Origin of the sequence: Pseudonocardia oceani (assembly GCF_019263585.2) — a bacterium.
Lineage (GTDB): Bacteria > Actinomycetota > Actinomycetes > Mycobacteriales > Pseudonocardiaceae > Pseudonocardia > Pseudonocardia oceani.
Map to the genome: position 1 here is coordinate 1,989,723 of NZ_JADQDF010000001.1, position 17,780 is coordinate 2,007,502.

General features: G+C 72.1%; 22 protein-coding genes. 1 reads left to right on the top strand and 21 read right to left on the bottom strand.

Annotation, left to right across the window (positions count from 1 at the left end):
- Nucleotides 1-28: 28 nt before the first annotated feature.
- The 8 genes from truA to infA all read right to left on the bottom strand — a co-directional run bounded on the left by truA (nt 29) and on the right by infA (nt 4,834).
- On the bottom strand, nt 29-910 hold the full coding sequence (gene truA, locus I4I82_RS09805) for a tRNA pseudouridine(38-40) synthase TruA (protein ID WP_226369971.1): 882 nt from the start codon (nt 908-910) through the stop codon (nt 29-31).
- Nucleotides 911-924: 14 nt separating this feature from the next.
- Nucleotides 925-1,698, bottom strand: a complete 774-nt coding sequence (gene rplQ / locus I4I82_RS09810; protein ID WP_218588931.1) for a 50S ribosomal protein L17, sunset domain variant — start codon at nt 1,696-1,698, stop codon at nt 925-927.
- A gap of 2 nt (nt 1,699-1,700) precedes the next feature.
- Nucleotides 1,701-2,750 carry a DNA-directed RNA polymerase subunit alpha gene (locus I4I82_RS09815; protein WP_172157823.1) on the bottom strand — a complete coding sequence of 350 codons (1,050 nt, stop codon included), beginning with the start codon at nt 2,748-2,750 and terminating at the stop codon, nt 1,701-1,703.
- A gap of 101 nt (nt 2,751-2,851) precedes the next feature.
- A complete protein-coding gene (rpsD, locus tag I4I82_RS09820) occupies nt 2,852-3,457 on the bottom strand; it encodes a 30S ribosomal protein S4 (RefSeq protein ID WP_141278892.1) in 606 nt (201 codons plus the stop codon).
- A 16-nt stretch (nt 3,458-3,473) separates the two neighbouring features.
- Entirely contained in the window at nt 3,474-3,881 is a 408-nt protein-coding gene (gene rpsK, locus I4I82_RS09825; protein WP_141278890.1) for a 30S ribosomal protein S11, read from the bottom strand.
- On the bottom strand, nt 3,881-4,261 hold the full coding sequence (gene rpsM, locus I4I82_RS09830) for a 30S ribosomal protein S13 (RefSeq protein ID WP_218588930.1): 381 nt from the start codon (nt 4,259-4,261) through the stop codon (nt 3,881-3,883). The genes rpsK and rpsM overlap by 1 nt, the downstream gene beginning before the upstream one ends.
- Before the next feature lie 212 nt (nt 4,262-4,473).
- The gene (gene rpmJ / locus I4I82_RS09835) at nt 4,474-4,587 is read right to left on the bottom strand and encodes a 50S ribosomal protein L36 (RefSeq protein WP_010148647.1); all 114 of its coding nucleotides are present in this window, start codon (nt 4,585-4,587) and stop codon (nt 4,474-4,476) included.
- Between the two features lie 25 nt (nt 4,588-4,612).
- On the bottom strand, nt 4,613-4,834 hold the full coding sequence (gene infA, locus I4I82_RS09840) for a translation initiation factor IF-1 (protein WP_028929190.1): 222 nt from the start codon (nt 4,832-4,834) through the stop codon (nt 4,613-4,615).
- A 249-nt stretch (nt 4,835-5,083) separates the two neighbouring features.
- On the opposite strand from infA, the gene I4I82_RS09845 reads away from it, so the two are divergent.
- The gene (locus tag I4I82_RS09845) at nt 5,084-6,361 is read left to right on the top strand and encodes an MFS transporter (protein ID WP_218588929.1); all 1,278 of its coding nucleotides are present in this window, start codon (nt 5,084-5,086) and stop codon (nt 6,359-6,361) included.
- On the opposite strand, the gene I4I82_RS09850 is transcribed toward I4I82_RS09845, so the two are convergent.
- From I4I82_RS09850 to rplF, 13 genes are all read right to left on the bottom strand, one after another.
- Nucleotides 6,339-7,034: a class I SAM-dependent methyltransferase gene (locus I4I82_RS09850; RefSeq protein ID WP_218588928.1), complete on the bottom strand. Its 696-nt coding sequence runs from the start codon at nt 7,032-7,034 to the stop codon at nt 6,339-6,341. The two genes, I4I82_RS09845 and I4I82_RS09850, sit on opposite strands and share 23 nt — an antisense overlap.
- Nucleotides 7,031-9,637, bottom strand: coding sequence for a PEP/pyruvate-binding domain-containing protein (locus tag I4I82_RS09855; protein ID WP_218588927.1), 2,607 nt, complete (start codon nt 9,635-9,637; stop codon nt 7,031-7,033). The genes I4I82_RS09850 and I4I82_RS09855 overlap by 4 nt, the downstream gene beginning before the upstream one ends.
- A 61-nt stretch (nt 9,638-9,698) precedes the next feature.
- Complete coding sequence (locus tag I4I82_RS09860; protein ID WP_218588926.1) at nt 9,699-11,081, bottom strand: NAD(P)(+) transhydrogenase (Re/Si-specific) subunit beta; 1,383 nt, start codon at nt 11,079-11,081, stop codon at nt 9,699-9,701.
- Complete coding sequence (locus I4I82_RS09865) at nt 11,081-11,431, bottom strand: NAD(P) transhydrogenase subunit alpha part 2 (protein ID WP_218588925.1); 351 nt, start codon at nt 11,429-11,431, stop codon at nt 11,081-11,083. The genes I4I82_RS09860 and I4I82_RS09865 overlap by 1 nt, the downstream gene beginning before the upstream one ends.
- Entirely contained in the window at nt 11,431-12,531 is a 1,101-nt protein-coding gene (locus I4I82_RS09870) for a Re/Si-specific NAD(P)(+) transhydrogenase subunit alpha (RefSeq protein WP_218588924.1), read from the bottom strand. The genes I4I82_RS09865 and I4I82_RS09870 overlap by 1 nt, the downstream gene beginning before the upstream one ends.
- Before the next feature lie 89 nt (nt 12,532-12,620).
- Nucleotides 12,621-13,415, bottom strand: a complete 795-nt coding sequence (gene map, locus I4I82_RS09875; RefSeq protein WP_226369972.1) for a type I methionyl aminopeptidase — start codon at nt 13,413-13,415, stop codon at nt 12,621-12,623.
- 29 nt (nt 13,416-13,444) lie between these two features.
- Nucleotides 13,445-14,014, bottom strand: a complete 570-nt coding sequence (locus I4I82_RS09880; RefSeq protein ID WP_218588923.1) for an adenylate kinase — start codon at nt 14,012-14,014, stop codon at nt 13,445-13,447.
- A 24-nt stretch (nt 14,015-14,038) separates the two neighbouring features.
- The gene (gene secY / locus I4I82_RS09885; protein WP_218588922.1) at nt 14,039-15,355 is read right to left on the bottom strand and encodes a preprotein translocase subunit SecY; all 1,317 of its coding nucleotides are present in this window, start codon (nt 15,353-15,355) and stop codon (nt 14,039-14,041) included.
- A gap of 147 nt (nt 15,356-15,502) precedes the next feature.
- A complete protein-coding gene (gene rplO, locus I4I82_RS09890; protein WP_218588921.1) occupies nt 15,503-15,958 on the bottom strand; it encodes a 50S ribosomal protein L15 in 456 nt (151 codons plus the stop codon).
- Entirely contained in the window at nt 15,955-16,140 is a 186-nt protein-coding gene (gene rpmD, locus I4I82_RS09895; RefSeq protein WP_172157801.1) for a 50S ribosomal protein L30, read from the bottom strand. Before rpmD ends, rplO begins: the two co-directional genes overlap by 4 nt.
- Nucleotides 16,140-16,805: a 30S ribosomal protein S5 gene (rpsE, locus tag I4I82_RS09900; RefSeq protein ID WP_218588920.1), complete on the bottom strand. Its 666-nt coding sequence runs from the start codon at nt 16,803-16,805 to the stop codon at nt 16,140-16,142. The genes rpmD and rpsE overlap by 1 nt, the downstream gene beginning before the upstream one ends.
- Nucleotides 16,806-16,833: 28 nt before the next feature.
- A complete protein-coding gene (gene rplR / locus I4I82_RS09905; RefSeq protein WP_218588919.1) occupies nt 16,834-17,238 on the bottom strand; it encodes a 50S ribosomal protein L18 in 405 nt (134 codons plus the stop codon).
- Complete coding sequence (rplF, locus tag I4I82_RS09910) at nt 17,238-17,777, bottom strand: 50S ribosomal protein L6 (RefSeq protein ID WP_172157795.1); 540 nt, start codon at nt 17,775-17,777, stop codon at nt 17,238-17,240. The genes rplR and rplF overlap by 1 nt, the downstream gene beginning before the upstream one ends.
- Nucleotides 17,778-17,780: the final 3 nt, after the last annotated feature.

The following is a 17,780-nucleotide window of genomic DNA, read 5'->3' on the forward strand; positions in this document are numbered from 1 at the left end:
CTCCGGCGGCAGCGCCGGTCCGGTTCGGTCACGCAGAGTTCACGGGCGCCGGATCCACGGGCGGCGGGGCGGCCGACCTGATGTGGCGCGTCTGCTCCGCCCGCGCCGCGAGGTCGTCGTCGGGCGGGTAGTCGACCCCGACGAGGGTGAGCCCGTGCGCCGGCGCCACCGGCACCTCGCTCGCCCGCTCACCGCGCCGCAGCAGGCCCGCGGGCCACTCGACGGCCCGCCGCCCGCGCCCGACGTCGAGCAATGCGCCGACCAGGCTGCGGACCATCGAGTGGCAGAAGGCGTCGGCGGACACCGCGGCGGTGACGACCCGCTCGTCGTCGATGCTCCAGCGCAGGTCCTGCAGGGCCCGCACGGTCGTGGCGCCCTCGCGGCGCTTGCAGAACGCGGCGAAGTCGTGCTCGCCCAGCAGCAGCGCGGACGCGGCCCCGAGGGCGTCGAGGTCCACCGGGAAGGGCCAGGCGACGGTGTCGCGGGCGCGCAGCGGCTCGGCGCCGTGCGGGGCGGTGGCGAGGCGGTAGCGGTAGTGGCGGCGCAGCGCGCCGAACCGGGCGTCGAAGGCGGCGGGGACGGGCCGGACGGCCCGCACCCGCACGTCGGGCGGCAGCAGCCGCGCGAGGCGGCGGACCAGCCACGCCGGGTCGAGGTCGGCGGGGAGATCGGCGTGCGCGACCTGGCCGGTGGCGTGCACCCCGGCGTCGGTGCGCCCGGCCACCGTCACCGCGACGGGCTCGCGCAGCACCGTCGACAGCGCGTCGAGCAGCACCCCGCACACCGTCCGCCTGCCGGGCTGCACCGCCCACCCGGAGAAGTCGGTGCCGTCGTAGGCGAGGTCCAACCGGTGGCGCTGCCGCAGAGACGGCCCGAGCCCGCCGTCCGGGGGGACGACGGGCTCGGGCACGTGGAGCGGGTGGCTCAGGACTCGTCCTTCTTCTGCTGCGAGGCAGGCAGGGAGAAGCCGGCGGCCTCCGCCGCCTCGGCGCTGGCGAACCAGACCTCGGCGACGGTGTTGTCGTAGAACCGCGAACCCGGGACGTGGTAGAGCATCGAGTCGGCGTTGCCCTTGATCTCGAAGCCCTCCGGCGCCTCGTCCGCGTCCTCCAGCGGGGCGTGGCTGCCCTCGCCGTAGGGCGCGTCGGCGGAGTCGGAGGCCTGCTGGGCGGCCTCGGCCGCGTCCAGGGCCTTCTCCTGGGTGTCGCTGCCCTCGGGGGCCTCGGCGGCGGCGTCGAGCGCCTTCTCCGAAGCCTCCTCGGCGGTCTCGCCCGCGGGCGTGGTCGCGGCCTGCTGCGAGGCGGCGGCCCGGCGGGCGCGGTTGGCCTCGTCGGTGACCGTCTTCTGCCGGACCAGCTCGATCACGGCCATGGGGGCGTTGTCGCCCTTGCGCGGCAGCGTCTTGGTGATCCGGGTGTAGCCGCCCTGGCGGTCGGCGAAGAACGGGCCGATGTCGGCGATCAGACGGTGCACGACGGTCTTGTCGCGGATGACCTTCTGGATCTCGCGACGGTTGTGCAGGTCGCCGACCTTGGCCTTGGTGATCAGACGCTCGGCGTAGGGGCGCAGCTTGCGCGCCTTGGCCTCGGTCGTCGTGATCCGGCCGTGCTCGAACAGAGACGTCGCCAGGTTGGCCAGGATCAGCCGCTGGTGCGCGGGTGACCCGCCCAGGCGGGGCCCCTTGGTGGGCTGAGGCATGGCTACAGCTGCTCCGTTTCTGCGTAGTCCTGGCCGTCGTCGCCGAACGGCTGGTCGGCGTCGTATCCGCCGTCGGAGCCGTACTCGGCGGCCGCGGCCGACGGGTCGAATCCGGGCGGGCTGTCCTTGAGCGCGAGCCCGAGGCCGACGAGCTTCATCTTGACCTCGTCGATCGACTTCGCACCGAAGTTGCGGATGTCGAGCAGGTCGGCCTCGCTGCGGCCGACGAGCTCGCCCACGGTGTGGATGCCCTCGCGCTTGAGGCAGTTGTAGGAGCGGACCGTGAGGTCGAGCTCCTCGATCGGCATCGCGAAGGCGGCGATGGTGTCGGCCTCCTGCGGCGACGGGCCGATCTCGATGCCCTCGGCGTCGACGTTCAGCTCGCGGGCGAGACCGAACAGCTCCACCAGCGTCTTGCCGGCCGAGGCCAGCGCGTCGCGGGGGGTGATCGAGGGCTTCGTCTCGACGTCGAGCACCAGCTTGTCGAAGTCGGTGCGCTGCTCGACGCGGGTGGCCTCGACCTTGTAGGTCACCTTGAGGACCGGCGAGTAGATCGAGTCGACCGGGATGCGGCCGATCTCGGCGCCGGTGGCCTTGTTCTGCATGGCCGGGACGTAGCCGCGACCCCGCTCGACGACGAGCTCCACCTCGAGGCGGCCCTTGTCGTTGAGCGTGGCGATGTGCAAGTCCGGGTTGTGCACGGTGACACCGGCCGGCGGGACGATGTCGCCCGCCGTGACCGGGCCGGGGCCCTGCTTGCGCAGGTACATCGTGACCGGCTCGTCCTCCTCGGAGGACACGACCAGCTCCTTGAGGTTCAGGATGATGTCGGTGACGTCCTCCTTCACCCCCGGGACGGTCGTGAACTCGTGCAGGACGCCGTCGATGCGGATGCTGGTGACCGCCGCGCCCGGGATGGACGACAGCAGCGTGCGCCGGAGCGAGTTGCCCAGCGTGTAGCCGAACCCGGGCTCCAGCGGCTCGATGACGAACCGGGAGCGGGTGTCGACGACCGAGTCCTCGGCCAGGGTGGGGCGCTGAGAGATCAGCATGGGGTGTGTGCCTCCTTAGGGCGCCACGGCGACCGCTATTTGAAGCCGTGGTGAGCCCCCGGTCCCACCCTTCGGGACCGGGGGTGTCGAGCGTCTACCTGCTACTTGGAGTAGAGCTCGACGATCAGCTGCTCGGTGACCTGCGTGTCGATCTGCGCACGCTCGGGCAGCTGGTGGACCAGGATGCGCAGGTTCGAGGGGACGACCTGCAGCCACGCCGGAACCGGACGGTCGCCGAGGAGCTCCTTGGCGATGATGAACGGGTCCGTGTTGACCGACTTCGGCTTGACGTCGATCACGTCGTACTGCGACACGCGGAAGCTCGGGATGTCGACCTTCTGGCCGTTGACCAGGAAGTGACCGTGGTTCACGAGCTGACGGGCCATGCGCCGCGTGCGGGCCAGGCCCGCGCGGTACACGACGTTGTCGAGGCGGGTCTCGAGGATCTGCAGCAGGTTGTCACCGGTCTTGCCCTGGCGACGGTTGGCCTCCTCGTAGTAGCGGCGGAACTGCTTCTCCAGCACGCCGTACGCGAATCGGGCCTTCTGCTTCTCCTGCATCTGCAGGAGGTACTCGGTCTCCTTGATCCGGATCCGGCCGTGCTGGCCGGGCGGGTAGGGGCGACGCTCGAACGCCTGGTCGCCGCCGACGAGGTCGACCTTGAGACGACGCGACTTGCGCGTCATGGGTCCTGTGTAGCGAGCCATCTCTTGTCTCCCTCCCCTAGACCCGGCGCCGCTTGGGCGGACGGCAGCCGTTGTGCGGCTGCGGGGTCACGTCCGAGATCGTGCCGACCTCGAGGCCTGCGGCCTGCAGCGAACGGATGGCGGTCTCGCGACCGGAACCCGGGCCCTTCACGAACACGTCGACCTTCTTCATGCCGTGCTCGGCGGCCTTGCGGGCGCAGCTCTCGGCAGCCATCTGCGCCGCGAACGGCGTGGACTTGCGCGAGCCCTTGAAACCGACGTGGCCGGCGGAGGCCCACGCGATCACGGCACCGGTCGGGTCGGTGATCGACACGATCGTGTTGTTGAACGTGCTCTTGATGTGAGCGTGCCCGTGGGCGACGTTCTTCTTCTCCTTGCGACGGACCTTCTTGGGTCCGGCCTGCTGGCGAGTGCGGGGCGGCATTACTTCTTACCTGCCTTCTTCTTGCCGGCGACCGTCTTCTTCGGTCCCTTGCGGCCGCGGGCGTTGGTCTTGGTGCGCTGGCCGCGCACCGGCAGACCCCGGCGGTGCCGGATCCCCTGGTAGCAGCCGATCTCGATCTTGCGACGGATGTCGGCCTGCACCTCGCGGCGCAGGTCGCCCTCGACGCGCAGGTGCTCCTCGATGTACGTGCGGAGCTTGGTGAGGTCGTCGTCCGTCAGGTCCTTCGAGCGCATGTCGCGGTCGATGCCCGTGGCGGTGAGGATCTCCAGGGAGCGGGTGCGACCGATCCCGAAGATGTAAGTGAGCGCGATCTCCATCCGCTTGTCGCGGGGGAGGTCGACACCGGAAAGACGTGCCATGCGGCGGTTTCTCCTGTCGTAACCGTGTCCAGGTCTGCCCGACGCCCGTCCCGGCTCTCCGCATTCTCGCCTCGCTGCCGCTCGGCTCGGTGCTGTCGATCCGGGCCCCGGCCTGGTTCCGGGGGTGGGTTGCGCCCGTGTGGCGCGGTAGGTGCGTCGGGTTCCTCTGTGTTGCTACTGCTGCGTCCTGTGGACGAAGAGCTGCGGAGCGATCAGCCCTGGCGCTGCTTGTGGCGCAGGTTCTCGCAGATCACCATGACCCGGCCGTGACGGCGGATCACCTTGCACTTGTCGCAGATCTTCTTGACGCTCGGCTGGACCTTCACGTCCGTCGCTCTCTCAGTTGGTCGGTCACTTGTAGCGGTAGACGATGCGGCCGCGGGTGAGGTCGTACGGAGACAGCTCCACCACCACGCGGTCCTCGGGGAGGATCCGGATGTAGTGCTGCCGCATCTTGCCGCTGATGTGGGCGAGGACCCGGTGCCCGTTCTCCAGCTCCACGCGGAACATCGCGTTCGGCAGGGGTTCGACGACCCGGCCCTCGACCTCGATCGCCCCGTCCTTCTTGGCCATGTCCTCCGCGATCCGTGACAGGTGTACGTACAGTTGACGTCGTGCTGGTGGTGCCTGTCCGCCGGCCCGGGACCGCTGGTCCCTCAGAGGTGCTACCTCGAACGGCACGACGGCTGCAGATGCATCCCGGGACGCACAGAGGCGCACCGAACGTCCAGAGTACAACCGTTGCGCACCGGCCCGCACATGGGGTACACGCGCACGGGATCTCGCTCGACCGTCGCGGCGCGCCGGTGGTGAGCTGACGCCGTGACGACGCTGCCGCGCCCGCTCCGCCCCTTCCGCCACCGCGACTACCGCCTCCTCGTCGCGTCGATGGCGTCCTCGCTGTTCGCCACCGGCGTCTGGCTGCTCGCGGTGGTCTACCAGGTCATCGCGCTCGGCGGCGGGCCGACGGAGCTCTCGCTCGTTGTCGCGGCCGGCAGCGTCGGCCTGCTCGCCAGCGTGCTCGTGGGCGGGATCGCCGCCGACCGGCTGCCGCGGCGCGCGCTGCTGATCGGGGTCGAGTCGGTGCGGGTCGTCGCGGCCGGCGCCGCGGCCGCCCTCTCCCTGACCGGCTCGCTGCAGCTGTGGCACCTGGCGATCGCCTCGCTCCTGCTCGGCTCCGCGGAGGGCTTCTACTTCCCGGCCTACTCCGCCCTGCTGCCCACGCTGCTGCCCGCCGACGAGCTCCTGGCCGCCAACGGCGTCGAGGGGACGCTGCGCCCGGTCGTCATGCAGGCGCTCGGCCCGGCGCTGGCCGGCGTGCTGGTCAGCGCGTTCCTGCCCGGCGCGGCGATCGTCGCGGCCGCCGTGGCCAACCTGGCCGCGCTGCTGCCGCTGCTGGTGATGCGGGTGGCGCCGGTGGCCGAGCGCGCCGACGGACCCGTCTCGGTGCTCGCCGACCTGCGCGAGGGCTTCGGCTACTTCCTGCGCACCGGCTGGCTGTTCGCGACGCTGGCCTTCGCCTCGGTGCTCGTCCTGCTGATCATCGGCCCGATCGAGGTGCTCGTGCCGTTCGCGGTGCGCGACCAGACCGGATCCGGGCCGGGCGGCTACGCGTTCGTGCTGGCGAGCTACGGCGTGGGCGGTGTCGTCGGGTCGGTCGCCGCCTCCGCGGGCCGGCTCCCCCGCCGCTACCTCACGTGGATGATCCTGCTGTGGGGCGCGGGCTGCCTCCCGCTCGTCGTCATGGGCGTCACCGACCTGCTGTGGGTGATGGGCGCCGCGGCGTTCGTCGTCGGCGTCACCGGGGCGGCGGCCACCGTCATCTGGGGCACGCTGCTGCAACGCCGCGTGCCACCGCACCTGCTGGGCCGGGTGTCCAGCCTGGACTTCTTCGTCTCGCTGGCGCTGATGCCGATCTCCATGGCCCTGGCCGGGCCCGTCGGCGACGCCCTGGGCCTGCCGCTGACGTTCCTGCTGGCCGGTGCGATCCCGGTGTTCCTGTCGATCGCGGCGATCCTGGGCTGGCGCCTGTACCGCGACGAGATCGCCCACCCCCTCGACGTGCCCGCGGAGGAGGTCAGCGCGGCGCCGGCATCGTGAACCACAGCATCGGGTTGCGGGTCGCGCCGCGGGCCCCGGTCAGGCCGAGCTCGGCGCGGACCTCCGCGATCCGGGCGAAGACCTCCGGCGCCCGGCGGCGCGACGCCGTGAACCCGGTGACGCCGTGCTCCCGCATCCAGCGCAGCACGACCGCGCCCTCGGTGAGGGGCAGGACCCGGCGTCCGTGGTGCACGTCGTGCACGCTCACCGGGATCCCGGCCGGCACCAGCGGGAACAGCTCGGCGAGGAACCACCGCGCGAACGACGCCGTGTGCGCGGCGTCGACGAACAGGTAGCCCGCATCGCGCGGCACGTCGGCGATGCGCTCGCGGACGTCGCCGAGGACGAACGTCCACCGGTCGGCCGCCAGCTCCGGGGGCACCGTGCTGCGCACGTTGTCGATGCGGTCGAACGAGTGCAGGTGCCCGGACCCGTTGTCCCGTAGCGCCCGCAGGATCCAGCTCGTCGACCAGCCGTGGAACGTGCCCAGCTCCATCACGTGCGCGGGCCGGGCGTCGCGCAGGAGGAGGTAGGTGACCTCGGCCTCGACGTCGTCGAGCTGCGGGGTCATCGACGGCGTCGCCTCGCGGAACCGCCGCTGCTCCTCGACGACGCGGGCCAGGTCGGCGGCGTGGGTGCGGTAGAGCGCGCAGACGCGGCCGAGGTCGATCACGCCGCCGACCGTAGCCGACGCCGCCTCCGCCGCCGGGCCACCACCAGCGCACCCGCGACGCCCGCCAGCGCCCACCCCGCCCGCGACGACCGCCGGGGAGCGACGGGATCGTCGCCGTCCTCCTCGTCCAGCAGGGTGACCGTGCCGGCGTCACCGTCGACCCGGATCTCCTGCCCGGTGCGGATCCGGCTCGTGGCCGACCCGGTGCCGAGCACGGCGGGGATGCCGTACTCGCGGGCCACGATCGACCCGTGGCTCAGCGGCCCGCCGACGTCGGTGACGACGGCCGCGGCCATCGCGAACAGCGGCGTCCACGCGGGCGTCGTGATCCGGGCGACGAGCACCTCCCCGGGCACCAGCGACGCGAGGTCCTCGGGGCCGCCGAGGACGCGCGCGCGGGCCGTCACGCGGCCGGACCCGGCGCCGATCCCCCGCACGACCGCACCGGTGCCCCCACCCTCGCGCGCGGGCATGACCGACGACAGCGCCCGGCTCAGCCACGGCCGCTCCGGCAGCAGCTGCGGCGGGACGGCGCGGCGCTGCCCTCGCCACACCACGCGGCGCTCGGCGACCTCGGCGCTCAGGTCCGGCCGCTCGGTGCCGCCGGCCAGGGCGCGGAGCTCGTCGTGGTGGAGCCAGAACACGTCGTCGGCCTGCGCGACGACGCCCTCGAGGGCGAGCCTCCGGCCGAGCTCGCGCAGCATCCGGCGCATCGCCGGCCACGCCAGCCCGACGTCGGCCAGCGCGTCCTCGCGGACCGGGCCGGTGGACTGCGCCGCGGCCAGCAGCCGGTCGAACAGCGCGCGGCGCACCGGGTCGAGCCGGGCCCGGACGAGGTGGGTCAGCTCGGTGCGCTGCGCCGCCGTGCGCCGCTGCCGCTCGTGCGGGTCGCTGCCGCCGCCCCCGGCGAAGAAGCGGATCGTGGCGAGCAGCGGCTCCGGGTCGTCGGCGGGCACCGGGCTCGCGAAGTCGAGGTTGTAGACGGTGTGCCCGAACTCGGCGAGGTGGCGCCGGAAGCCCTCGTCCCAGTCGGCGTCGCGGGGAGCCAGCGCGAGGTCGTGCAGCGACTTCTCGGCCTGCAGCGGCCTGCTGTCGAAACCGACGAGCAGCACCTGCGCGGGCGGGTCACCCTCGCGGCGGACCAGCCGGTCGTAGAAGGCGGTGAACACGATCTCCGACCCGGCCGCGAGCGGGATGATCGACTGCACCGACGTGTAGTAGCGCGTGCCCGCGCCGAGCAGCGCCGACACCCCGTCGAGCACCTCCGTCGCGGTGAGCAGCGCGGGGTCCCGGTCGGCCCACTCGGCGACGGCGGCGACGTAGGCCGGGTGCGCCGTCTCCCGCCACGCGGCGACGCCGCCGCGGGCCGTCGAGCCCCCCGGGCCGGAGAGCGCCCGGATCGCCTGCGGCGTCCGCAGCGTCATCCGGACCAGCCCGGTGTTGCGGTAGTAGTAGTACGCGTAGCCGTTGACGGTGGGGAACGCCAGGTCGCCCTCGCGCAGCGGGCTGTCGAACGCGGTCGCCATGAGCTCTCCCAGGGAGCGCGTCACCGAGTCGTCGACGAGGTCCGCGAACAGGGGCGTCAGCGGGTCGGGCAGCTGCTCGACGATGCTCGCGCGGAAGTAGGTGCCGCCCGGGTACGGCACGGGCCAGCTCGACGGGACCTCGCCGGTGGGCTCGGGCAGCGCCGTGATCGGCCGGGCCTGCACGACGTGGAACGCCCCGTCGGCGTCCCGGACCCACTCGACGTCCTGCGGCGCGCCGAAGTGCTCGGCGATCCGGACGCCCAGCGCCACGAGCTCGGCCGCGGCGGCGTCGTCGAGCACCGGCGCGCGGCGGCGGTCGGGCGGCACCGGCACCTCGTGCGTGCCGGTCGCCCCGGGGACGGTCATCACCGCCTTGTCGGCGACGTGCCGGGAGACGACGGCGCCGGTGGCCGCGTCGACGAGGAGGCCGTCGGGGCTCACCGTCCCGCCGACGACCGACTCGCCCAACCCCCACGCCGCGCTCACGGCGGCGCGGTCGCGGCGGCCCGACGTCGGGTCGGCCGTGAACAGGACGCCCGCGGAGCGGGCGTCGACCATCCGCTGGACGACGACGGCCAGGCTCACGCCCGCGGGATCGATCCCCTCCCGCGAGCGGTAGGCCATCGCGCGCCCGGTCCAGAGCGAGGCCCAGCAGTCGCGGACGGCGGCGAGCACCGCCGCCTCCCCCTCGACGTGCAGGTAGGTGTCCTGCTGCCCGGCGAAGCTCGCGCCCTCGAGGTCTTCGGCCGTCGCCGACGAGCGGACGGCGACCGGTCCGCCGCCCAGCCCCGCGTAGCCGGCCGCGATCGCGTCGGCCCAGTCGGCGGGCGGCTCGTGCGCGGCGAACAGCGCCGCGACGGCGTCATCCGCGCCGGGCCCGCCCGCGCGGGCGAGCGCCACGACCTCCGCGCCGATCCCCGCCGCGGCGACGAACGCGTCGTACCCGTCGGTCGGCACCACGAACCCCGGCGGGACCGGCAGACCAGCCCGCACCAGCTCACCGAGGTTCGCGCCCTTGCCACCCGCCACCGCGACGTCGGTGCGCCCGACGCCGCCGAGAGCCATCACCGCCGTCACGCCCGCGACGCTACTCGCGGCGCGGGCGCGGTGACCGACGGTGGACACCTGCCGGAAGGACCTACAGCGCCTTGAGCTCCTCGGTGACCGCGGCGACCGACTTCTTCGCGTCGCCGAACAGCATCGCGGTGTTGTCGGCGTAGAACAGCGGGTTGTCGATGCCCGCGAAGCCGCTGCTCATGGAGCGCTTGAGCACGATCACCGAGTGGCTCTGGTCGACGTTGAGGATCGGCATGCCGTAGATCGGGCTCGACGCGTCCGACCGGGCCGCCGGGTTGGTGACGTCGTTCGCCCCGATCACCAGCGTGACGTCGGTGCGGGAGAACTCGTCGTTGATGTCGTCCATCTCCTTGAGCGCGTCGTAGGAGACGTCGGCCTCGGCGAGCAGGACGTTCATGTGGCCCGGCATGCGCCCGGCCACCGGGTGGATCGCGTACTTGACCTCCACGCCCTTGGCCTCCAGCAGCTTCGCCATGTCCTTGACGGCATGCTGCGCCTGCGCGACGGCGAGCCCGTAGCCGGGGACGACGATCACCGACGACGCGTACGCCATCTGCACGGCGGCGTCGGCCGCGGACGTCGACTTCACGGTGCGGTCGACGCCGTCGTCGGCGCCGGGCACCAGCGTCGTGCCGCCGAAGCCGCCCGCGACGATCGCCGGGATCGTGCGGTTCATCGCCACGGCCATCTGGTTGGTCAGGATCGAGCCCGACGCCCCGACGATCATGCCCGCGACGATCATCGCCGTGTTGTCGAGCGCGAGGCCCGCCGCGGCGGCGGAGAGGCCGGTGAGCGCGTTGAGCAGCGAGATGACGACCGGCATGTCGGCACCGCCGATGGGCAGCACCACCAGGACGCCGAGCACGGCCGCGACGACCAGCAGGCCGATGATCCAGATCTCGGCCGCCCCGCCCAGCCCGGCGACGACCGCGCACGCGACGGCGCCGGCCAGCAGCAGGACGTTGACGAACTGCTGCGCGCGGCCCAGGCCGATCGGGCGGCCGGGCAGGATCTCCTGCAGCTTGCCGTAGGCGATGATCGAGCCCCAGAACGAGACCGAGCCGATGATCGCCGCGAACAGCGACGCCACGATCACGTAGGTCGGCTCGCCGGAGAACGACTCCGTGGTGCGGAACTCCGACCACGCGATGAGCGCCACCGCGCCGCCGCCGACGCCGTTGAACAGCGCGACCATCTGCGGCACGGCCGTCATCTGGACCTTCTGGGCCGACGGCACGCCCAGGGCCGTGCCGACCACCAGGCCGACGATGATGAGGATCCAGTTGTGGGTGACGGTCAGCAGCGTGGCGACCACCGCGATCGTCATGCCGACGGCGGCGATCTTGTTGCCGCGCACCGCCGTCTTCGGGCCGGTGAGGCCCATCAGGCCGTAGATGAACAGGCCGAAGGCGATGATGTAGAGGACCGGGATGAGCACGTCCATCAGGAGTCGCCCTTCTTCTGCACGGGCTTGGCCTTGAACATGCCCAGCATCCGGTCGGTGACCAGGAAGCCGCCGATCACGTTGATCATGCCGAAGGCGATCGCGACGACGAGGATGATCGCGTCGCCGACCGACGGGTCCTCCAGCCGCCCCAGCACGATCAGGCCACCGAGCAGCACGATGCCGTGGATGGCGTTGGTGCCCGACATCAGCGGCGTGTGCAGCGTGTTGGGCACCTTCGAGATCACCGCGAAGCCGACGAAGCCGGCCAGCACGAGGATCGCGATGTTCGCGAGCAGGCCCGTGGAGCCCGCCTCCGCCGCGTTCGCGGCGAGGATCGAGACGTTCATCAGGCACCCACCTCCCGGGTGACGCAGGACTGCGCGAGCACCTCGTCGTCGAAGTCCGGCGCGAGCGCGCCGTCGTCGTCCAGCATCAGCTCCAGGAGGGCCGACACGTTGCGCGCGTAGAGCTCCGAGGCGTGCTCGGGCATCGTCGCGGGCAGGTTGAGCGGCGAGGCGATGGTGACGTCGTGCTCCACGATGACCTCACCGGGCTTCGTGAGCTCGCAGTTGCCACCGCTCTCCCCCGCCATGTCGACGACGACGCTGCCCGGGCGCATGCCCTCGACGGCCCGCGCCGTGACCAGCGTCGGCGCCTTGCGCCCCGGCACGTTCGCCGTGGTGATGACGACGTCGAAGCCGGTGATGGCCTCCTCGAGGCGCTTCTGCTGCTCGGCGCGCTCGTCCTCGGTGAGCTCGCGGGCATACCCGCCCTCACCGACGGCCTCGATGCCGAGGTCGAGCCACTGCGCGCCCAGCGAGCGGACCTGGTCGGCCACCTCGGGGCGCACGTCGTAGCCCGTGGTGCGGGCCCCGAGGCGCTTGGCGGTGGCGAGGGCCTGCAGCCCGGCCACCCCGACGCCCAGCACGAGCGCCTGCGCCGGCTTCACCGTGCCGGCGGCGGTGGTGAGCATCGGGAAGAAGCGGGTGGAGCGCTCGGCGGCGAGCAGCACCGCCTTGTAGCCCGCGACGTTCCCCTGCGACGACAGCGCGTCCATCGACTGGGCCCGCGAGATGCGCGGGATCGACTCCATCGCGAACGCGACGACACCGGCGGACTTCAGCGCGGCCAGCGACTCCGGCGCGGTGCGCGGTGCGAGGAAGCCGATCAGGGTGGTGCCCGACCGGAGCCTGCCGATCTCCTCGGTACTCGGTGGCGCGACCTTCACGACGACGTCGGCCGACCAGGGGTCCCCGATCGTGGCGCCCGCCGCGACGTAGAGGTCGTCGGGGATCAGCGCCCCGAGCCCGGCCCCGGACTCGACGACGACCTCGACCCCCCGCGTGCGGAGCTTCTCGACGACCTTCGGCACGAGCGCGACGCGGCGCTCGTCCGCTCCCGACTCGCGGGGCACACCCACGGTGGTGCCCCCGGTTGCTGCAGTCATGGCGGGAACCTAGCCCAGCGCCACGACAGGAGTACCCACCGTGTGATCAGTGTCGGGCCACGGAGCCCGGCTCGACCGATTCAGCCGGGTCAGCTCACCGGCAGCGTGAGGATCCGCGGCCCGTCCTCGGTGATGGCGACGCTGTGCTCCCAGTGCACGGCCCGACTCCCGTCGGCGGTGACGACGGTCCAGCCGTCGGCGAGCTCCAGGGTCTCCGGGTCGCCGCCGGTGAGCATCGGCTCCACCGCGAGCGCCATCCCGGCCCGCAGGCGCGGGCCCTGGCCGGGCTCGCCGTGGTTGGGCAGGAACGGATCCATGTGCATCGAGGTGCCGATGCCGTGGCCGCCGTACTCGGCGACGATGCCGTAGGGCACGCCGTCACGGCGCCCGGCCTCCTCGCACGCCTCCTGCACCGCGTGCGAGATGTCGGTGAGCCGCCCGCCGGGCCGCACCGCCGCGATCCCCGCGTGCAGCGCGGCCTCGCAGGCGGCCGACAGCTTGAGGTCGGCCTCGGACACGGCCCCGATCGGGATCGTGACCGCGGCGTCGCCGTGCCAGCCCTCCAGGACCGCGCCGCAGTCGACGGAGATGAGGTCGCCGTCGGCGAGCACCGCCGACGCGGACGGGATGCCGTGGACGATCTGCTCGTTCACCGACGCGCAGATCGAGCCGGGGAAGCCGTGGTAGCCCAGGAACGAGGGGACGGCGCCGCCGTCCCGGATCGTCTGCTCGGCGAGCGCGTCGAGCTCGGCGGTGGTGACGCCCGGCTTCGCCAGCTCGACGACGGCCACGAGCGTGCGAGCGACGAGCGCGCCGGCGGCCCGCATGGCCTCCAGCTCGCCCGGCGTCTTCAGCTCGATGTCACGGCCGCGCAAGCGGTTCACCAGCCCCCGTACCCCGCCGCGCCCGCGGCTCACGGCGTGGGCAGGGCGTCGAACACCCGCTCGGTGATCTCCTCGACGGAGCCGACGGCGTCCACGCGGATGAGCCGGTCGGCGTAGTAGGCGAGGAGCGGGGCGGTGTCGTCCCGGTAGACCTGCTGGCGACGGATGATGACGTCCTCGGTGTCGTCGCTGCGACCGCGGCCCATCAGCCGCTCCACGACGATCTCGTCGGGCACGACGAACTCCACGACGGCGTCGAGCGCCACGCCCTGCTCCTGCAGCAGGCCCGCGAGCGACTCCGCCTGCGGGGCGGTGCGCGGGAAGCCGTCGAGGATGAAGCCCTTGGTGGCGTCGGGCTCGGTGAGGCGCTCGCGGACCATCGCGACCGTGACCTCGTCGGGGACGAGGTCGCCGGCGTCCATGTAGCGCTTGGCCTCGACGCCGAGCGGGGTCTCCTCCTTGAGGTTCGCCCGGAACAGGTCCCCGGTGGAGATGTGCGGCACGTCGAGGCGCTCCGCCATCCGCTCCGCCTGAGTTCCCTTGCCCGCGCCCGGCGGACCGACCAGAACGAGTCGCACGCGAACCCGCCTTTCCCTCATGGAGTGCAGTTGACCCGACGGACGTTAGCGCAGGAAACCCTCGTAGTTGCGCTGCATGAGCTGGCTCTCGATCTGCTTCACGGTGTCGAGCCCCACTCCGACCATGATCAGCACGGCCGTGCCGCCGAACGGGAAGTTCTGGTTCTGACCCGATCCGGTGATGCCCAGGAAGAAGTTCGGGAGCACCGCGATGAGGCCGAGGTAGAGCGAACCCGGCAGCGTGATGCGGGAGAGCACGTGGTTGAGGTACTCCGCCGTGGGGCGACCCGGGCGGATGCCGGGGATGAAGCCGCCGAACTTCTTCATCTCGTCGGCGCGCTCGTCGGGGTTGAACGTGATGCCGACGTAGAAGTACGTGAAGAAGATGATCAACCCGACGTACAGGAGGATGTGCACCGGGTTGGACTGGTCGACCAGGTAGGTCTGCACGAACTGCTGGACCGCGCCGGACTCCGTGCCGACGAGCTGGGACACCAGCTGCGGCAGGTACAGCAGCGACGACCCGAAGATCACCGGGATGACGCCGGCCTGGTTCACCTTGAGCGGGAGGTAGGTCGACGTGCCGCCGTACATCCGGCGCCCGACCATCCGCTTCGCGTACTGCACGGGGATGCGCCGCTGGCCCTGCTCGACGAACACGACGCTCGCGATGATGGCCAGGCCGAAGACGCAGACGCCCGCGAAGATGAGCGGCCCACCCTCGGGGTTGTTGAGGATGTTGGCACCCTCGGCCGGGATGCGGGCCGCGATCGAGGCGAAGATCAGCAGCGACATGCCGTTGCCGACGCCGCGCTCGGTGACCTGCTCGCCCAGCCACATGATGACCGCGGTGCCCGCCGTCATCACGACGACGATCAGGGCGAGGTCGAACACGCTGTCGCCCGGGATGATGTCCTGCGTGCAGCCCTGGAAGAGCTGGCCGCGGTCGGCGAGCGCCACGATGCCGGTGGCCTGCAGGATGCCGAGCGCGATCGTGAGGTAGCGGGTGTACTGGGTCAGCTTCGCCTGGCCCGACTGCCCTTCCTTCTTCAGCTGCTCGAACCGCGGGATGACCACGGTGAGCAGCTGCACGATGATGCTCGACGTGATGTAGGGCATGATGCCCAGTGCGAAGATCGACAGCTGGAGCAGCGCCCCGCCGGAGAACAGGTTGATCAGCGAGTAGACGCTGGAGTTCGCACCGCTCGACACGTCGGCGATGCACTGCTGCACGGCCGGGTACGAGACGCCCGGCGACGGGATGGTGGCGCCGAGCCGGTAGACCGCGACGATCCCGAGCGTGAAGAGGATCTTCTTCCGGAGATCCGGCGTGGTCAGTGCCGACCGGAAAGCGCTGAGCACTGGTGTGATCCTCCTGTACTGGTGGCCCCCGCGTCGCGGGCTGCCGCAGCGGGCCCATCGGGCGCACCGCGCAGGAACCCTAACAGCGGCTGTGCCGCCCCCACGGCACGGACCGGCGCGATGGCGCCGGTCCGCACCGAACGGGAGTCACAGCTCGGTGACGGACCCGCCTGCTGCCGCGATCTTGTCGCGGGCGCTGCCGGAGAAGGCGTGCGCGCTCACCGTGAGCGCGACGCCGTCCAGGTCACCGTTGCCCAGCACCTTGACGGGCTGGTTGCGGCGCACGGCACCGGCCTCGACGAGCTCGTCGGGGCCGACGGTGCCGCCCTGCGGGAACAGGGTGGCCAGGTCGCCGACGTTGACGACCTGGAACTCCACGCGGAACCGGTTGCGGAACCCCTTGAGCTTGGGCAGCCGCATGTGCAGCGGCATCTGCCCGCCCTCGAAGCCCGCGGGCACGCCCTTGCGGGCGCGCGTGCCCTTGGTGCCCCGGCCGGCGGTCTTGCCGCCCTTGCCGCCCTCACCGCGTCCGACGCGGGTCTTGGCGGTCTTGGCACCCGGCGCGGGGCGCAGGTGGTGGATCTTGATCGTGGACTCGCTCACGAGTTCACCTCCTCGACCGTGACCAGGTGGCGCACGGTGTGGACCATGCCGCGCACCTGGGGGGTGTCGTCCTTCTCGACGGTCTGCCGGATCTTGCGCAGGCCGAGCGAGAGCATGGTGGCGCGCTGGTTGGCCTTGGCGCCGATGACGCTCTTGCGCTGGGTGATGATCAGCTTCGCCATCAGACCCTCGCCGCCTGCGCGGCTTCCGCACGCGCCCGCATCATCGACGCCGGAGCGACGTCCTCGAGCGGCAGGCCACGGCGGGCCGCCACCTCCTCCGGGCGCTGGATCATCTTCAACGCGGCGATCGTCGCGTGGACGACGTTGATCGCGTTGTCGGTGCCCAGGCTCTTGGAGAGGATGTCGTGGATCCCGGCGCACTCCAGCACGGCGCGCACCGGGCCACCGGCGATGACGCCGGTACCGGGGCTCGCCGGGCGGAGGAGGACGACGCCGGCAGCGGCCTCGCCCTGCACCCGGTGGACGATCGTGCCGCCGATGCGGGGGACGCGGAAGAAGTTCTTCTTCGCCTCCTCCACACCCTTGGCGATCGCCGCGGGCACCTCCTTGGCCTTGCCGTAGCCGACGCCCACCAGGCCGTCGCCGTCGCCGACGATCATCAGCGCGGTGAAGCTGAAGCGCCGACCACCCTTGACGACCTTGGCGACGCGGTTGATCGTCACCAGGCGCTCGATGTACGGAGTCTTGTCCTGGGCGCCGCCGCGGCCGCCCCCGTCGCGGCGGTCACGGCCGCCACCCGAGTTGGAGCGCTCGCCACCGGGCCCGCTGTTGGGCCCACCGGACCCTCCGGGTCCTCCGCCGTCGCGCCGTGCACGTCCCGGCATCAGTGGTTCCCTTCCATGTGGATCATCATCAGAACTCCAGACCACCCTCGCGGGCGGCGTCGGCCAGGGCCGCGATCCGGCCGTGGTAGCCGTAGCCACCGCGGTCGAACACGACGGCCGTGACACCGGCCTCGCGGGCGCGGGCGGCGACGAGCTCGCCGACCCTGGCCGCGCGGGCCTTCTTGTCGCCGTCGAGCGCGCGGACGTCGGCCTCCATCGTGGACGCCGAGGCCAGCGTGCGGCCGGCCAGGTCGTCGATGAGCTGCACGACGATGTGCCGCGCGCTGCGGTTCACCGCGAGGCGCGGGCGCTCGGGGCTGCCGCTGACCTTCTTGCGCAGCCGGGCGTGCCGGCGCGTGCGCGAGACGCGGCGCTTGCTGGACACCTGGGAGGCGGTCCGCTTCTTGGCGGCCGCGGAAATCGTGTCGGCCATTACTTACCCGTCTTCCCGACCTTGCGGCGGATGACCTCGCCGGCGTAGCGCACGCCCTTGCCCTTGTACGGGTCGGGCTTGCGCAGCTTGCGGATGTTGGCGGCGACCTCGCCGACCAGCTGCTTGTCGATGCCGGAGACCGAGAACCGCGTGGGGGTCTCGACCGCGAAGGTGATGCCCTCGGGCGCCGGGATGACGACCGGGTGGCTGAACCCGAGCGCGAACTCCAGCGTGTTGCCCTTGAGCGCCACGCGGTAACCGACGCCGTGGATCTCGAGCTTCTTCTCGTAGCCGGCGGTGACGCCGACGAACAGGTTGTTGACGAGGGTGCGCGAGAGGCCGTGGTAGGCCTTGCTCTTGCGCTCCTCGTCCGGGCGCTTGACGACGACGGCACCCGTGTCGTCGCGCTCGATCGTGATCGGCTCGATCACGGTGTGCGACAGAGTGCCCTTGGGCCCCTTCACCGTCACCGTGCGGCCGTCGATGCTGACGTCCACGCCGGAGGGCACGGTGATGGGCAGCTTCCCGATTCGGGACATGGT

Bases quoted from the DNA above. Each gene is read 5' to 3' on its own strand.
- rplQ (WP_218588931.1), bottom strand. From the start codon at position 1,698: ATGCCTCAGCCCACCAAGGGGCCCCGCCTGGGCGGGTCACCCGCGCAC.
- I4I82_RS09815 (WP_172157823.1), bottom strand. From the start codon at position 2,750: ATGCTGATCTCTCAGCGCCCCACCCTGGCCGAGGACTCGGTCGTCGAC.
- rpsD (WP_141278892.1), bottom strand. From the start codon at position 3,457: ATGGCTCGCTACACAGGACCCATGACGCGCAAGTCGCGTCGTCTCAAG.
- rpsK (WP_141278890.1), bottom strand. From the start codon at position 3,881: ATGCCGCCCCGCACTCGCCAGCAGGCCGGACCCAAGAAGGTCCGTCGC.
- rpsM (WP_218588930.1), bottom strand. From the start codon at position 4,261: ATGGCACGTCTTTCCGGTGTCGACCTCCCCCGCGACAAGCGGATGGAG.
- infA (WP_028929190.1), bottom strand. From the start codon at position 4,834: ATGGCCAAGAAGGACGGGGCGATCGAGGTCGAGGGCCGGGTCGTCGAA.
- I4I82_RS09860 (WP_218588926.1), bottom strand. From the start codon at position 11,081: ATGGACGTGCTCATCCCGGTCCTCTACATCATCGCCTTCGGCCTGTTC.
- I4I82_RS09865 (WP_218588925.1), bottom strand. From the start codon at position 11,431: ATGAACGTCTCGATCCTCGCCGCGAACGCGGCGGAGGCGGGCTCCACG.
- I4I82_RS09870 (WP_218588924.1), bottom strand. From the start codon at position 12,531: ATGACTGCAGCAACCGGGGGCACCACCGTGGGTGTGCCCCGCGAGTCG.
- I4I82_RS09880 (WP_218588923.1), bottom strand. From the start codon at position 14,014: ATGAGGGAAAGGCGGGTTCGCGTGCGACTCGTTCTGGTCGGTCCGCCG.
- rpmD (WP_172157801.1), bottom strand. From the start codon at position 16,140: ATGGCGAAGCTGATCATCACCCAGCGCAAGAGCGTCATCGGCGCCAAG.
- rpsE (WP_218588920.1), bottom strand. From the start codon at position 16,805: ATGCCGGGACGTGCACGGCGCGACGGCGGAGGACCCGGAGGGTCCGGT.
- rplR (WP_218588919.1), bottom strand. From the start codon at position 17,238: ATGGCCGACACGATTTCCGCGGCCGCCAAGAAGCGGACCGCCTCCCAG.
- rplF (WP_172157795.1), bottom strand. From the start codon at position 17,777: ATGTCCCGAATCGGGAAGCTGCCCATCACCGTGCCCTCCGGCGTGGAC.